Origin of the sequence: Bifidobacterium sp. MSTE12 (genome assembly GCF_000513015.1) — a bacterium.
Taxonomy (GTDB): Bacteria; Actinomycetota; Actinomycetes; order Actinomycetales; family Bifidobacteriaceae; genus Bifidobacterium; species Bifidobacterium dentium.
The window spans coordinates 1-15,260 of record NZ_AZYA01000031.1 but is presented as its reverse complement, the minus strand read 5'-3'; the positions used below and the strand labels follow the sequence as shown (position 1 = coordinate 15,260).

Annotated in this window: 9 protein-coding genes, 1 tRNA gene and 1 pseudogene; 4 read left to right on the top strand and 7 right to left on the bottom strand. The window is 59.1% G+C overall.

Going from position 1 to position 15,260, the window contains the following annotated elements; genetic code table 11:
• Positions 1 to 22 precede the first annotated feature (22 nt).
• Entirely contained in the window at positions 23 to 1,867 is a 1,845-nt protein-coding gene (locus HMPREF1494_RS06405) for a S1C family serine protease (RefSeq protein WP_034521146.1), read from the bottom strand.
• A 300-nt stretch (positions 1,868 to 2,167) separates the two neighbouring features.
• On the opposite strand from HMPREF1494_RS06405, the gene tgt reads away from it, so the two are divergent.
• Both tgt and HMPREF1494_RS06395 read left to right on the top strand, forming a co-directional pair.
• Positions 2,168 to 3,484: a tRNA guanosine(34) transglycosylase Tgt gene (gene tgt / locus HMPREF1494_RS06400; RefSeq protein ID WP_034521143.1), complete on the top strand. Its 1,317-nt coding sequence runs from the start codon at positions 2,168 to 2,170 to the stop codon at positions 3,482 to 3,484.
• 254 nt (positions 3,485 to 3,738) lie between these two features.
• Positions 3,739 to 3,824: transfer RNA gene (locus tag HMPREF1494_RS06395), tRNA-Leu, on the top strand.
• Between the two features lie 325 nt (positions 3,825 to 4,149).
• Here the strand turns inward: HMPREF1494_RS06395 and HMPREF1494_RS06390 are convergent.
• Positions 4,150 to 4,473: a winged helix-turn-helix transcriptional regulator gene (locus HMPREF1494_RS06390; RefSeq protein WP_003842980.1), complete on the bottom strand. Its 324-nt coding sequence runs from the start codon at positions 4,471 to 4,473 to the stop codon at positions 4,150 to 4,152.
• A gap of 237 nt (positions 4,474 to 4,710) precedes the next feature.
• Between HMPREF1494_RS06390 and HMPREF1494_RS06385 the strand changes: the two genes are divergently transcribed.
• A complete protein-coding gene (locus HMPREF1494_RS06385; RefSeq protein WP_034521139.1) occupies positions 4,711 to 5,340 on the top strand; it encodes an NAD(P)-dependent oxidoreductase in 630 nt (209 codons plus the stop codon).
• Positions 5,341 to 5,645: 305 nt separating this feature from the next.
• On the opposite strand, the gene HMPREF1494_RS06380 is transcribed toward HMPREF1494_RS06385, so the two are convergent.
• On the bottom strand, positions 5,646 to 6,548 hold the full coding sequence (locus HMPREF1494_RS06380) for a DMT family transporter (protein ID WP_003842985.1): 903 nt from the start codon (positions 6,546 to 6,548) through the stop codon (positions 5,646 to 5,648).
• Positions 6,549 to 6,687: 139 nt separating this feature from the next.
• On the opposite strand from HMPREF1494_RS06380, the gene HMPREF1494_RS06375 reads away from it, so the two are divergent.
• A complete protein-coding gene (locus HMPREF1494_RS06375; RefSeq protein WP_034521136.1) occupies positions 6,688 to 7,896 on the top strand; it encodes a MalY/PatB family protein in 1,209 nt (402 codons plus the stop codon).
• 170 nt (positions 7,897 to 8,066) lie between these two features.
• Here HMPREF1494_RS06375 and HMPREF1494_RS06370 read toward each other — a convergent pair whose 3' ends face one another.
• The 4 genes and pseudogenes from HMPREF1494_RS06370 to HMPREF1494_RS06355 form a co-directional block, all read right to left on the bottom strand.
• Positions 8,067 to 9,131: an alpha/beta fold hydrolase gene (locus HMPREF1494_RS06370; RefSeq protein WP_012901773.1), complete on the bottom strand. Its 1,065-nt coding sequence runs from the start codon at positions 9,129 to 9,131 to the stop codon at positions 8,067 to 8,069.
• An 83-nt stretch (positions 9,132 to 9,214) separates the two neighbouring features.
• Positions 9,215 to 11,490, bottom strand: a pseudogene (locus tag HMPREF1494_RS11910) (YhgE/Pip family protein).
• On the bottom strand, positions 11,487 to 13,964 hold the full coding sequence (locus tag HMPREF1494_RS06360; RefSeq protein WP_231495357.1) for a YhgE/Pip domain-containing protein: 2,478 nt from the start codon (positions 13,962 to 13,964) through the stop codon (positions 11,487 to 11,489). Before HMPREF1494_RS06360 ends, HMPREF1494_RS11910 begins: the two are co-directional and overlap by 4 nt.
• Before the next feature lie 200 nt (positions 13,965 to 14,164).
• Positions 14,165 to 15,260: S9 family peptidase (locus HMPREF1494_RS06355; RefSeq protein ID WP_034521126.1), on the bottom strand; the 1,096-nt coding region annotated here is incomplete at its 5' end.

Sequence of the window (15,260 nt, the reverse complement as noted above, 5' to 3'; positions counted from 1 at the left end):
CGCCCCGACTTGCTGATCCGGTTTACCACAGGCCGAACGGATCGGTGAATCCGCCGCCGTCACCGTTCTGGCCGTTGCCCTGCTGGTCTTGACCATTGCCGCCATTGTTCTGCTCGTTCTGCTCCTGCTTGTTGGAGGAGCTGCTGCTGGATTCCTCCTGATTCAGCGTCACTTCGAGATCCATGGTGTGGCCATCGCGCACGATGGTCAGCGTCACCTTGTCGTTCATGGCGGAGGCACGCACGTAACCGAGCAGCGAGTAGTTGTTGTTCACAGCCTTGCCGTTGAAGGCCACGATGGAGTCGCCCGCCTTCACGCCGGCCTTGGAAGCCGGACCGCCGTCGACCACGGACTGCACCTGGGCGCAGCCACGGGTCACACCGTCGGCTTCGACCGTGGAGCTCTTGATGGTGATGCCGAGCGCCACGTGCTGCACGGAACCGTTTTCGATGATCTCATTGGCCACACGCTTGACGAGGTTCGACGGAATCGCGAAACCGATGCCGATGGAACCCGCCGAGCTGGAAGAGCTTGCGGTGGAGGCGATGGACGAGTTGATACCGATTACCTGACCGGCCGCGTTGAAGGTCGGGCCGCCGGAGTTGCCCGGGTTGATTGCGGCGTCAATCTGCACGGCGTTGGTGACGATGGCGTTGTTGTTGTCATCGGTCACGGTCACCGGGCGGTTGAGTGCGGAGACGATACCGGTGGTGGCGGTGTCGTCGTAGCCGAGCGGATTACCGATGGCCATCACGGCCTCGCCGACGGCAAGGTCGTCGGAATCGGCGAATTCCACGGCTTTGAGGTCGCTCGGCGGATTGTCAAGCTTGATGACCGCCAAATCGGTGGTGGTATCGGTGCCGACGACCTGCGCGGAATAGATGGTGCCGTTGGCGAGCGTGACCTGAATCTGCTGTGCACCGGCAATCACATGGTTATTGGTAACGATGTAGCCCTTGTCGCTGACGATCGCGCCGGAACCCTTGGCGGTGCCCTCGCTGGTCACAGTCTGGATGGAAACCACGGAGTTGGACACTTCCTTGGCTACCGCCGTCCAATCAACGGCCTCACCGCTCTTGGCCTTGGCCGAACCGGAACCGGACTGGTTGGAGCTGATGCTGGTCATCGAGCTCGATGTAGGCACATGCACCCAACCATTGGTGATGGCCGCATAGCCGACGCCGAGGCAGAGCACGGCGGCAACCAGCGCGGCGACCACGGCCACAACCACGTTGCCAGCGGTCTTCGGTCGGGTCTTGACCGCCGGATTCTGCGGATTGCCCGCATTGCCGAATGGATTGAACGGATTGCCGTTGTTCGGGGTGTTCGGTGGAACGTTCGCACCTCCCTGCGGAGCGGTGAACGGATTGCTGCCGCGCGAATCATGCTGCTCATTCTGCGGATTCACATATGGATTGCCGAAGAAGGGATTGCGATTGTTCTGCGGCGGCATCTGCGATGTCTGCGCACTGTGTGCAGGCTGACCATACTGCGGCTGCGCGGCATTCGTTCCGTTCGTCGGCTGCGGCTGCGGCGGCACCGTTCCGTAGGCGCCGTATTCCGGCGCCGGACGATACTGCGATTGCGCGGAAGCGCCGGCAGTCGACTGGCCGCCCGTAGACGAGCCGCCGGAAACCACGGTGCTTTCGCCGGCGGCGGATGCATAATCCGGGGCGATTTCCGAATCCGCGGCATTCACGGAAGGCAGGGTCGTGGTCGGCTGTTCGCCGGCGTCGTGCACTGCAATCGGTTCGGTCACGGAGGTCTCGGCATTGTCGGTCGCGACATCGGCCGGTTGCGTCGGTACGGCCTGTTGTGCGTTGTTTTGCGGCTGCACGACATTCTGGTCGTTGTTATCTTCAGCCATTCTTGCTCCTTATTCGTCTCGCGGCATTTCACATGTTCAGCAATCGTGCCGCTCGAACTGCTATCTAAGAGTAAAGATACCCGCTCTGGAAATTTCCTGAATGTTTGTTGAAAGTACTACTCGAATTGATCGTCTGCATCGGCGAACAGCCGCTTCCATCCTTATCGGAACGTCTTCATCGCACCTGTAAACGGTGATTTTTCGCCTCTTGCGCAATCTATCCGACCCGTCACCCATCCCGTATGGACTGAACACTCTTTCCATCCGACGCAATCGGCGCTATCGCCTAAAGTGAAACGCATGACAAGCCTTACTGAATCGAATCTCGTCGAGCATCCGCGCGGAGCCGAGCCGGGCAAACCCGGAGACCGCCGCGCATTCTCCTTTGAGCAAATCACTCGACTGCCGGATGCGGCCGACGGCAAAGGCCGTGGTGGCGCGCGTTATGGACGTACCGGCATCATCCACACCCCGCATGGAGACATCCATACGCCGGCGTTCGTGCCGGTAGCCACGCAGGCCGCGATGAAGGCCGTATTGCCGGAGACCATGAAGGATCTCGGCGCGCAGTGCCTGCTGTCAAACGCCTTCCATCTCTACGAGCGGCCAGGTGAGCAAGTGCTCGATGAGGCCGGCGGACTCGCGAAATTCATGAACTGGAACGGTCCGACCTTCACCGATTCCGGCGGGTTCCAAGTGCTGTCGCTCGGTGCAGGCTTCAAGAAGACCCTCGCCATGGACGTAACCGGCATGAAATCCGATGAAGTGATCGCCGAAGGCAAGGAACGCCTCGCATTCGTAGACGAGGATGGCGTGACGTTCAAGTCACCGCTCAACGGCTCTCTGCACCGCTTCTCCGCCGAGATTTCCATGGGCATTCAGCACAAAATCGGCGCCGACATCATGTTCGCCTTCGACGAACTGACCACGTTGATGAACACGCGTGGCTACCAGGAGCGTTCCGTGGAGCGTACCTATCGTTGGGCGCAGCGGTGCGTAGCCGAGCATCAGCGGCTTACCGAGGAACGTCTCGGCAAGCCATATCAGGCGCTGTATGGCGTGGTACAGGGCGCGAATTATGAGGATCTGCGCCGTCATGCGGCCGAGCAGATCGCCTCGCTTGATTTCGATGGCGTCGGTATCGGCGGCGCGATCGAGAAGCGTATTATCGGCGACACCTGCGCCTGGATCTGCGATGCGATGCCCGAAAGCCGACCGCGCCATGTGCTCGGCATCGCCGCCGTCGATGACATCTTCGCGTGCGTTGAGAATGGCGGCGACACGTTCGATTGCGTGGCGCCGGCACGTTGCGGCCGCAATGGCGCGATTTTCACGCGTTCGGGCCGTTATAACATCAAACGGGCGCAGTTCAAACACGATTTCGGGCCGCTTGAGGAGGGCTGCACCTGCTATACCTGCACTCACTATTCGCGTGCCTACGTGGATCATGCCCTGCGTGCCCGCGAATTCAACGGATTCACGCTGGCTACAATTCACAACGAGCATTTCTTCGTCAAGTTGCTTGACGACATCCGCGCTTCGATTGATGGCGGCTATTTCGACGAATTCCGCGATGAGACGCTGGCCCGCTTCTACGCGAACGGATCGAGGGGCTAACGCCCAAACCGGAAGAACGGAAATGCGCTGGGTGATTGCGGTCTGGGATCGGCCGATGTGCTGTGCCACATTGTACTTTGCCGTCTTGGTTGTCCGATTCTGGTGAATCGGACAACCAAATGCCGCACCAGCCTGCATCAGCCTGACTCAGAACGCCAGTTTCCTCACTCCTCATGTATTTCCCCATGGAGGCGACAACACGACACGCCGGCATTGGACAAATACCAATACGGGTGTAAATTAGTCCATTGTCTGCGAGCGTGGCGGAATGGTAGACGCGCTGTCTTCAGGTGGCAGTGAGTGTATGCTCGTGGGGGTTCAACTCCCCCCGCTCGCACCACGGGATTAGAACCCTGGAACGTTGGAATTGCAATGTTTCAGGGTTCTTCGTTTTCTAATCGAACCCCGAAAATATACCGAAAAATATAACAACAATAAACGTTGTTGAACATGCTTGAGGGTCATTGAGTCAAAACGGATGTTTGAGTACGGGGTTCATTCGCCGACATTGAAGTGCTGCCGGTTGTGTTACATACCCCCTAACTGACTATCTATCACTTCGCATAGACAGCATCCCACTCAACCGTTTGTCCGAATCTGGTGAATCGGACAAACAAATCCACTTTTCGCTCCAGAAATGTCCGATTCGGCAGAAACGGACAAACTCATGCTTCGCATGTGGCCTTATAGTGAATTCCCCAGTCTTTCATAGCCTTGATGACCGGCTTGAGACTCACCCCGGTTTCGGTCAGCGAATATTCCACACGCGGCGGCACCTCCGGATAGACCTCGCGGTGCACCAGCCCATCACGTTCCATCTGTCGCAGATTCGCGGTAAGCACCTTCTGCGAAACATTGCCGACCGAGCGACGTAATTCACTGAATCGCTTGGTGCCATCGAGCAAATCACGCAAAATCAGCACCTTCCACTTATCGGAAATCATCAGCAACGTTGTTTCAACGGGACACGCCGGCAATTCACGTTCCATCTAAAATTATCCTTTCCATAAAATCCAGTAATCACAATAAAAGTTCCCTATAGGTAACTACAGAACTAATTTGTGCCTTCTTCCATTATCTTCTGTATGGAAATACAGTACATCATGTAAGCGAAAAACGGAAGATTTCCACCGGGAACACCCAATAGAGAGGAATCTTTCTCCGCCTGACCTTCCGGTCGGCAGTTACCCTTCCTTTGAAGGGCCGCAAACACGAAAGGAATCACCATGAAGATCGCAGTAGTCGCAGCAAATGGCAAAGCCGGACGACTCATTGTCAAGGAGGCCATGAGTCGCGGCCATGATGTGACCGCAGTCGTACGCGGCGAGAACAGAACCACAGCCCCGAACGCCATCATCAAAAACGTGTTCAATCTGACCATGGCAGATCTTGCCGGATTCGATGTAGTCATCGACGCCTTCGGCACCTGGTCCCCGGACACCCTGCCACAGATCGCACAGGCCGCCGGTCATCTCGCCGACCTGCTTTCCGGCACCGACATCCGACTGATCGTTGTTGGAGGTGCAGGCAGCCTGTTTGTAAACAAAGAACACACCAAGGCCCTTGAGGACACTCCGGAGTTCCTTGACGCCTACAAACCGGTCTCCGCAGCACATGTCGCCGCCCTCAATCTGTTGCGCAACCGCGACGACGTGAAGTGGACCTACGTCAGCCCCGCCGCCGACTTCCAAGCCGAGGGTGAACGTACCGGATCCTACGGGCTGGCCGGCGAGGAATTCACCACCAATGCCGAAGGGAAAAGCTTCATCAGCTATGCCGATTACGCCATCGCCATGGTAGACGAAGCTGAATCCGGCAAGCATGTCGGTGAGCGTATCTCCGTCTACACCAAGTAGGTCATGAGCCGAAGCAGCTCCCCCATCCTCCATGCCATGTGTCCGATTCTGGAGAATCGGACACATGACACTACGCGACTGCCTCGCGCATAGCTGATTCGGGATTTTCGGACAACTGGAGCACGGTTGCACCACTCTGTTTGTCCGATTCTGGAGATTCGGACAAACAGAGGATGCACAGTACTGCTTGTTTGTCCGATTCACCAGAATCGGACAAACAGAGGGGTGGGAAGATCGGACGAACCAGACAAGAGGACGAACCAGAAGAACCAGACGGAGGAGCGGAGTCAGAAGACCGGGAACGCTTACCGCACCAGAAACACCATGAGGATGATCAGCACCAGACCGACCAGGTCGGCGGGCGAGAATGCCGCACCGGTCCATGTTACGGCGGTGACCGTAGCCACCACCGGCTCAATGGTGCCGATGAGAATGCCACGCATCGAGCCGATAATCGCAACGCCGCCCATATACAGTCCACACGCCGCGAACGTGCCGATCACCACCAGAAAACCCAACATCAGCCAGCCACGGGCATCCAACTGCGGCATGTGGGCCCATGGCCGCACGAACGGCACCAGCACGAATCCGGAAATCAGGAATGCCACGCCATTCACCGAAAAGGCTCCCCATCGTGCAATCAACGCAAGCGGAATGATCGCCATCGCGGCATTGCCGAGTGCGTTGGCCAGCCCCCAAGCCAGGCCGGGCAGCGGCAGGGAAATCGACGACAGATTGCCGCCGGTGGCAATCAGCACGGTGCCGATTACCGCAAGTATCACGCCAATCGTTTCGATGACGGTCGGCAACCGTCTGCCGTGCACGCACACGTACAGCAACACGAATAGAAGGCTCAGGCTTTGCAATACGGTTGCGGTGCCGGCATTGGTCCAGTGGATCGCCTGCAGATAGCCAACCTGAATCACCAGCACGCTCGACAACGCCACAATGACCAGCATCGGATAGTTTTTGCGTTCGCGTAGCATGCCGCCAAGCAATTTCGGCGTCGCAACCCCCGCACAGGCAAGGAACAGCAGCCCGGCCACGATTTCGCGCACGCATGCCACCCACGTGGGGTCGACACGATATGAGTCCATGAGGATTTTCGATACGGTGCCGTTGACGCCCCATAATACGGCCCCGGTCACCGTCATGATCGTGCCGACGGCCAGTTTCCGAGGAGTCAGTTCGAAAGTTCGTTCAGACATTATCCACTCCCATAACCACCCCTTACCTTTCGAAACGTTCCGGCCTGATTCTATCGCGCCATCTGCTGGACTCGATGGTGAAACGTGACCGTATTAGGATGAAGGTCTCCCCTCCGGCAATGTTTGCGAAAGGCACGGTATGACTTACGATTTCACGTCCATCATGGACCGTCATGGCAAAGATTCGATTGCGGTCGACGGGCTGGGACAGCTCGGCTTCTCGCCGGATCCGCCGAAGGAAGGGTTCGACGTGATTCCGATGTGGATTGCCGACATGAACTTCCCGACCGTTCCGACCGTCCCGGAAGCGATCATCGAACGCGCCAAACACCCGGCATACGGCTATTTCAGTCCAACCGACGAGTATTTCGACGCGATCATCCGCTGGCAGTCCACGCGCAACGGCGTGACGGGACTGACCCGCGAGGCCATCGGCTATGAGAATGGCGTGCTTGGTGGCGTGATTTCCGCACTCACCGCGTTCGCCGCGCCCGGCGATGCAGTCCTGTTGCACAGCCCGACCTATATCGGCTTCACGATGAGTATCGAGAACAACGGATACCGCATCGTGCATAGCCCGCTCACGCGCGACGCGGACGGCGTATGGCGCATGGATTTCGACGACATGGACCGCAAAATCAAGGAGAACAACATCCATGTCGCCGTGTTCTGCAGCCCGCATAACCCGTGCGGCCGCGTGTGGGAGCGTTGGGAGATCGAGCAGGCGATGGAGGTCTATCGCCGCAACGACTGCCTGGTCATTTCCGATGAGATCTGGTCCGATCTGACGCTCGGCAATCACCAGCACATTCCGACGCAGTCGGTCAGTGAGGATGCGCGCAACCGTACCGCCGCTTTTTACGCGCCAAGCAAGACGTTCAACCTGGCGGGGCTGATCGGCAGCTATCACATCATCTACAACAAGTATCTGCGCGACCGTATTGGCGCGAAGAGCTCGAAATCGCACTATAACGAGATGAACGTGCTGTCGATGCACGCGCTGATCGGCGCCTACCAGCCGGAGGGGTATGCGTGGCTTGACGAACTGCGCGAGGTTCTGACCGGCAATGTGGACTACGCATGCGATTTCATCGCCAATCATTTCGACGGAGTCTCATGCGCCAAGCCGGAGGGCACGTACATGCTGTTTCTCGACTGCTCCGAATGGTGTCAGGCGCACGGCGTTTCGTTGCAGGAACTCGAAAAACGCGGCTGGGACGTGGGCGTGTGCTGGCAGGATGGCGTCATGTTCAAACAGCCGTACTCGATTCGCGTGAATCTCGCACTGCCGTTGAGTCGGGTCAAGGAAGCGTTCGATCGGCTCGACCGGTACGTGTTCAACGCCTGAGTCCCACCATGATTGTGGCCGCAGCCCTACGGCGGTGGCACTACAACTGTGCCTCTGTGGCTGCGGTCTCAAGTCGGTCTCAAGTCGGTCTCAAGCCACTCTCAAGCAACGGAGTCCGCAGCCACAAAAAGCCACGCGCCCGCAAAGCACAAGCCCGCCGCAAGCCACTCCTACAAGCCTACGTCGTGTGCGCCAAGGAAATCGAGGATTCGCTTCAGATACGGACCGACCACGTCGTTCGGCATGGAGAAGATCTCGTGCAACGACTGGTCGTAGCGCACCTTCTCTATGGAACCGCCGCCTTCGCGCACACGTTCGATGAACTCGTCCTGCGGACCGTTGAGCACCCACACGTCAAGCCCGGCCTGGAAGAGCAGCGTCGGCGTCTCAATGGCACCGCACATGTCGGGTTTGAGCACCGCACGGGATAGCGCCATGGCCTGATTCGCCCACTCGAAGGTCGCCGCATTGGTCCAACAGCATTCGTCGGCGAGCCGTTGCTTGTGGAACCAGCGGATGCGCGCTTCGGACGCGCCGCGATAATCGTCCAGATTGAGATTGTCGGAAAAGTCGGCATGCCCGAACACTCGGCTTTTGCCGAATCCCAGTGCGCAAATACCGCCGACGACGATGCGCGCGACCCACGTCGGCATACCGACCGCCGGTGCGATCATCGGTGCGGACAGCACCGCCTTGTCGAACAGACTCGGATAACGTTCCAGCACGGCCGCGCCGATGCCGCCGCCCATGGAATGGCAGTACAGGTCGAGCGGCCGACCCATTGCATACTCGCGTCCGACGGTGCTGGCGAATGTTGCGAAATCAGCTACATATCGACGCCAGTCATCGATCCAGACCAAACTCGGATTGCTCATGTCATGCGCGGAATGGCCGTGACCGCGATGCTCGAATACGCATACGGAATAGCCTGCGAGCAGGAAGTACCACACCATCTCGCTGTATTTGCGTCCGAATTCGGTGAAACCGTGGGAGATGACGACCGCTCCGCGGAACGGTCCCGCCGACCTGCCTCCGCGTGATTCGTTGAATTTTCGAACGTCGTAGCAGCAATAGTGCAATGTGCCGGGATTATCGAGCGTAGGCAACGCCTTGCCGTCGCTGTCGTGCGTCGCCGGCTTCATACGCCCTTCCGTCAGGCAGGCTTGCAGCGCCGGAAGCACCTTAGCGTCCATTTCGGCGTCGTAATGCGCCTCATCGATGAGCGTGATAGTCATATCACCCATCATACGGCCAGTCGTTCATGCCATCGCTGGCATGCTCTTGCAGACACGCCATCGCCAAGCGCAAACGGAACCGTTTACATCACATGCGTGGATTCAAGCCTCCGCAGCACCCAGTTGTTGAGGCGGATCACCGGCCGACGCAATACCAGTCCGAGCAGCAACGACGGCAGCAGGAACAGCGCGAGCGCACCAAGATCAATCCAATACTCAAGACCATATGAGCCGGCCATGGCCGCATGCATCGCGTCGATGGCGTGCGGGAACGGCAGGAACGGGTAGCAGATCTGGAAGAACCTCGGCAGCGTCTGGATTGGGAACGTGCCGCCTGAACCGGCTACCTGCATCACCAGCAGCACCACGGCCAATGCCTTGCCGATATCGCCGAACGACACGGTCAACGTGTACACGATGTTCGAGAAAACCACCGCGCACAACCATCCCACGGCCAAGAACTGCAGCGGATGCTCGGCCTGCACGCCGAGAAAGTACATGTCGCCCAAGCATACGATGGTGCCTTGCAGCAGCGCCAGCAGTGCGAAGATGCCCAGTCGGCCGAAATATTCGTGATGCAATCGCAACCCGAACGTCGCCGCGTTACCCGGAATTTCACGGTTACGGGCGCGAAGCGGCAACGAATCCCCCCAACCCGAGCACGTGCGCCTTTTTCACGATCGGATACGGCAACCTTCATGATGGCCACCAGAATGATGGCACCCACCCAGATGGACAGCACCGTGTAGAACGGCGCCATGGCCGATCCGTAATTGGCGATCGGGTAGATCGGTACACGGTCGAGCGCCACCGGTGCGGACAGCAGCGTCGCGACGGCGTCGGTATCGCTCGACGTAAGCGATGCGATTGCGCTACTGTCTCCGGCCTGTACGGCCTGTTTGAACTTTGCGCTCAGATCGGACAGCTTGCCGGCCGATTCGCCCAACGAGGCCGATACGCTGCCTAGCGTCTTGCGTACGGCAGCCACATTCGCACCGACGCCACCGGCCATTGATCCGACGTCACCGGTGACGGCATCCAGTCCGCTGATCACGGTACCGGTCTGCGTGACGAGCGTTTGCACCGATGCCGACAAATTGTCCAGTTTGGGTTTGACGTTCTGCTCATAGTCGCTTTGCACGGTACTGATCGACCGTTTTGCCGTCGTGATCCGGTTGAGGATCTGCTGTCGATCCCGCTGAATGTCGCCGCTGTCGGCGGCGACCTGTTTCGAGGCGGCGGCGAGCGCCGTAGCCAGATCCTGCGTATCCTGTTGTGCGGCCTGCAATGCCGCGATCTGCTTGTCGATGGCGTTCAGCAATGCCTGTTTCGAGTCGCCGTCCGGCAATCCTTCGGCTGCCGAACGCATCTTCTCCAGCTGCGCGATGTAATTGCTGTACACGTTCGCACTGCTTGATACCTGCGATGATAGGTCCTGCAGTGTTTTCGCGGCGCCTGTCGCATCCTTGTCGAGCTGGTCGAGGGCGGCGCCGACTTTGTCTGCGATGTCGTCCAGCGCCGAAACCGCCTGTTGCAAAGCCTGATTGACGGCATCGGTTACGTTGGTGCAGGCATCGGTGAGTGTCGAGGTGCTGGATTCGCTCTGTTTCAAGGTTTTGCGCGCCTGTTTGCCGGCTTTGCGCGTGGAGGCGAGCAGCTTGTCCGTGGAGGTGATCACGCTGTCGGTCGAACTCAACAGCGTCGAGTAGGCGTTCACCTGCGCTTGCGCTCCTGAGATGGTGGATACCATGCCGTCGATGTTCGACGTCAGATTCGTCATGTACTGCGTCATCTGTGGGCTTTGCGAATACTGCAGCATGTTTGCGGCCAGGTCGAGTCCGACCTGCGCCATCGTTTTCGCGAAGGTCTTGTCGATGGTGTTGGCCACGGTGGACGCACCTTCGTCGGTGATATGCGGTGCGATCGGATTGATTTTTTCGTTGAGATAGTATTTCAGCGTCGCATGCTTGACGGTGGGTGAGAACAGCGTCATCATGTCGGCGCTGAAGGATTTCGGAATGACGATCGCCGCATAGTACTTGCCGGATTTCACGCCGTCGACGGCCTTGGCGCTGTCCACGAACTGCCAGTCGAGCTGGTGGTTGGCTCGCAGCGCGCTCAGCACCGTCTCGCCCACATTGATGCGCACCGGAATCAACTCCGACTTGTAGCCGGAGTCCACGTTCGCGACCGCCACCTTCAGCGCCTTCGTGTTGCCGTATGGATCCCAGCTGGCGGCGATGTTGAACCATGCGTACAACGCCGGTACGATCACCAGTCCCATCGAGACGATCAGGGCGATCACATTGCTTGTGGCATGGCGCATGTCACGTCGGAAGATACCCCAGAGATATTTCACCGCGCGTACCTTTCCTTCAGGTATTCGACCACGATCAGATAGGTGTCGATGACGATGATCGACACGATCCACAACGTAAGCATCACGGTTTTCTGTTGGATGATGAACAGCAGAATCAGCAGTACGAACGGCAGCACCGCCAACGTGAGGAAGCCCCACCGTACCAGCTTCGGGTATACGGCGAGGAACCGTTCGGCTCGGGCGTGCGCGATTTCCGGATAGCGTTCGGCGAATTCGCGTGCCATGCCTACGAAGCGCAACTGACTGTCTACGCCGGCGTTGCGTTCGGTGATCATCAGGTCGGTGTCGGCCAGCCGTTCGTCGAACAGGGCGTTGAGGTTCATGGCGAGCCGGCGCACCACCAATCCGATGAACAGGGCAACCGGCAAGTACCACAGCAAGTGAAACATATCGTTCCAGTAGTGCATTTTGTACAGTCCCGCAATCGGTCCGCGCATGGCCTGAATGCCGTAGGTGAATGGCAGGAACGGCTTGAGCCGCTGGAAGAATTCCGGCATCATCTCAATCGGATATAGGCCGGAAGCACCCGGAATCTGCACGATCACGAGAACCACGGCCACCGCCTTGCCGATGTGCCGGAACGTAGCGGCGAGCGCGTAGATGATGTTCACGTATATGAACGATTCGAGCAGTCCTGCGAGGATGAACAGCATCGGGTGCGCGCATTGGATGCCGAGTGCGATATCGCCTACGGTGGCGATGATCGCCTGCATGAAGCCGACTGTCATGAACAGCAGCCAACGCCCGAGATAGCCTTGCGTCGGCGTGTAGTTGCGGATGCGCTCGTCGCGGTCCACTTCGAGCTTGTAGATGGCCACGAGCACGAAACCGCCGACCCACAGCGCAAGGTTGGTGTAGAACGGCGTGACGGCGGACCCGTAGTTGTCGGTCGGATATACGACGATTTCGCTCAGATGCACGGGGTTGCCCATGAAGTCGCCGATGCTCGCCGCGTTGAGACCTAGCAGTTTGGTGATTTGCTCGTAGGTCTGTGAGCTGGAGAGTGCGGCCATGTCGGTGCGCGTGGCGTCGAGGTTGCCTTCAAGGTCGCCCAGCGCTCCGATGATGGAGTCGAGTGTGGTGCGTGTCTGCCGTAGGGTGTCGTCAAGCTGATTCAGCAGGCCGTCGCTTTGCCCGATCAGGCTGCCGAGCGCGTCGAGCGTACCGATCAGGGAACCGCTGGTGGCGCTGAGCGAGGTGAACGAGCTGTCGAGTGACGGCATGATGGTGCCGGTCAGTTTGTCACGTGCGTCAATCAGTTTGTTTGCCCCGTCGGCGGTGAGTCCGGCGACGGTGTTGCCGAGCGTGGTCGCAGTGGTCGTGCCGTCACCGATCAGGGCGTCGGCGTTGTTGCCGAAGGTGTCGAGCAGCTGCTGCTCCTGTTTGAGCTGGGTGCGCGCATTGGCGATCTGCTGCGCGAGCGCTTGGTATTCCTTGCTGTTGTGATCAAGGCCGCTGGAGGCGAGCACGCGGTCGAGACCATCGATGAATTCATCGGTTTTGTCGCAGGTCTTCTGCATCGCCTGGCTGACGGCGTTCACGGCGCTTTGCGTGGTGTTGAGCCCGCTGACGATCTGACCTGTAGCGGTGTTGACGCCGATGTGCAGACTGGACAATTGCACACTGCCGTTATCGAGCGCCTTGGCGAGTGTCGTCGAGAATCGTTGTGATGCGGTCTGTGCGTCGGCGAGCAGTCCGATGGTGGTGTTGGCGGTACCCGTGGCGGTGGCAAGGTCCGCACTGATCTGCTTGTTGGTATCCTGCGCTTTGGCGATGGTGGTTTCGGCGTCGCTGAGTGAGGTCGACATGTGCGTCAGCTCGTCGCGCACGCTGTTCAGCTGGTCGATGGTGGTGTTGAGATCCGCGATGACGTCGCTTTGCGCACCGTCGAGTGATTGCGTGGTGGCCTGCGCGGATCGTTTGACTTCCGTGGCCACGGCGTCGGCGACGGCGGTTACGAAGGTGGAGTTGATCTGTTCGTCGATTTCCGTGGCGCCGGTGTCGGTGATTTTCGGCGCGATCGCGTTTTCCTTTTCGTTGACGTAGTACGTGATGTGCGGACGTTTGGTGGTACCGGTGACGGATCCGATCAGCGTTGCGCTGAAGTTATCCGGCAATACGATTGCCGCATAGTATTCGCCGGATTTCACGCCGTTGAGGGCGTCCGACTTGCTGACGAAACGCCAGTCGAGCTGATGATTGGTCCTGAGTTTGCGAACGGTCTGCGCGCCCGCGTCGAGGTGTCCGACGAGCGTGGAATCGGTACCGAGATCCTCGTTGGCCACGGCCACCTGGATGTTGCCGGTGTTGGCGTAAGGGTCCCAGTTGGCGAGGATGTTGCACCATGCGTACAGCGACGGAATCAGGGCCACGCCGCAGGTCACGACCAACGCCACGGGATTCTTCACGATGCGTCTGACATCGCGCGCGAAAATGGCGAGAATCGTTCGCATATCTTCCTCCGTCAAGTCGAACATTCAACTATCAGGTCGCATACTGCGTATACCGGCCTGTGAGCACTATAGTCCTGCCTTGACCAGCTGCGGTGCAGATAACGCGCTTGGCGAATACTCATGCCGTCCTGCGGCATCGGCCTTACCCCCGTACACTCGGGAGCGCCCCGCATCATCCGCATCGCAATCGACGGAAAGCATCACATCTTGCGTAAGGCGTCCGCGAGGAAGTCGCGTTGGAGAATCAGCAGGTTTTCGGCGACGGTTTCGTCGTTGGTCATATGCGTGATGCCGGTGAGCGGCAGGAACGTATGCTTCCGACCGGCGGCCATCAGCGCCTGGCTGAGTCGCAGGCTGTGCGCGATGGTCACGTTGTCATCGGCGAACCCGTGGATGAGCATGAGCGGACGTTTGAGATTCGGCGCGCCCGCGATGATGCCATTGCGCTCGTACACGACCGGGTCGAGGCCCAGGTACCGTTCGGTGTAGTGCGTGTCGTAAAGCGTCCAGTCAGTCGGCGGAGCGCCCGCGCAGGCAGCGGCGAACACATCAGGCGCCTCCAGCACGGCGAGCGCGGAGAGGAATCCGCCATATGACCAGCCGATTATCGCCACCCGTTCCAAGTCGGGTTCGGGAATGGTGACGGCAGTCTCGGAGTCGGCCTGTTCCGCCCGCAACTCGCTGAGGATTCCCGGCAGCGCATGCACGGCGGCAATCTGATCCTCAAGCGTCACGGCTTTCATGCTCTCGTAAATCGCACGATCCCATTTCGGCCCGCGGCCGGTGGTGCCGCGACCGTCGGCAATCACGACGATGTACCCCTGATCGGCCCACCACTGCGCATCCCAGTAGAACGACTGGCTTTCGACGACTTGTTGGAATCCCGGGCCGCCGTATGGCTTCATGAGTACCGGCAGCCTGTCAGCATGCGCGTACCCGCTGCTCTCGGACGGCAGCACGATCGCCGTGTATAGCGACCGCTCCCCCAATCGTACGAATCGCACATTCGGCACGAAGCCGGGTTCGGCGGCATGATTCCCGATCGGCGCGACCACCATGGACAGGGTGTCCACGCCATCCTCGCCGGTCACCGTGACGTTCATGCAATGCTGCATCTGCACCCGCGCATCGTCCATGCCGCGTCCGGTCATCACGCATCCGTTGCCGGCACGCGACATCGTCCATTGGCCGGGCGTGTAGGTAAGCGGCTCCCAGCTGCCATCGAAGCGTATCGACACCACGTCGAAGCTGCGCGCATCATGATCGGCCGCGTTCGCCTGCCACAGATACGGCAGG

Excerpts from the sequence above, each read along its gene's own strand:
- HMPREF1494_RS06390 (WP_003842980.1), bottom strand. The coding sequence starts at position 4,473 with ATGGAACGTGAATTGCCGGCGTGTCCCGTTGAAACAACGTTGCTGATG.
- HMPREF1494_RS06370 (WP_012901773.1), bottom strand. The coding sequence starts at position 9,131 with ATGACTATCACGCTCATCGATGAGGCGCATTACGACGCCGAAATGGAC.
- HMPREF1494_RS06405 (WP_034521146.1), bottom strand. The coding sequence starts at position 1,867 with ATGGCTGAAGATAACAACGACCAGAATGTCGTGCAGCCGCAAAACAAC.
- HMPREF1494_RS06385 (WP_034521139.1), top strand. The coding sequence starts at position 4,711 with ATGAAGATCGCAGTAGTCGCAGCAAATGGCAAAGCCGGACGACTCATT.
- HMPREF1494_RS06360 (WP_231495357.1), bottom strand. The coding sequence starts at position 13,964 with ATGCGAACGATTCTCGCCATTTTCGCGCGCGATGTCAGACGCATCGTG.
- HMPREF1494_RS06380 (WP_003842985.1), bottom strand. The coding sequence starts at position 6,548 with ATGTCTGAACGAACTTTCGAACTGACTCCTCGGAAACTGGCCGTCGGC.
- HMPREF1494_RS06375 (WP_034521136.1), top strand. The coding sequence starts at position 6,688 with ATGACTTACGATTTCACGTCCATCATGGACCGTCATGGCAAAGATTCG.
- tgt (WP_034521143.1), top strand. The coding sequence starts at position 2,168 with ATGACAAGCCTTACTGAATCGAATCTCGTCGAGCATCCGCGCGGAGCC.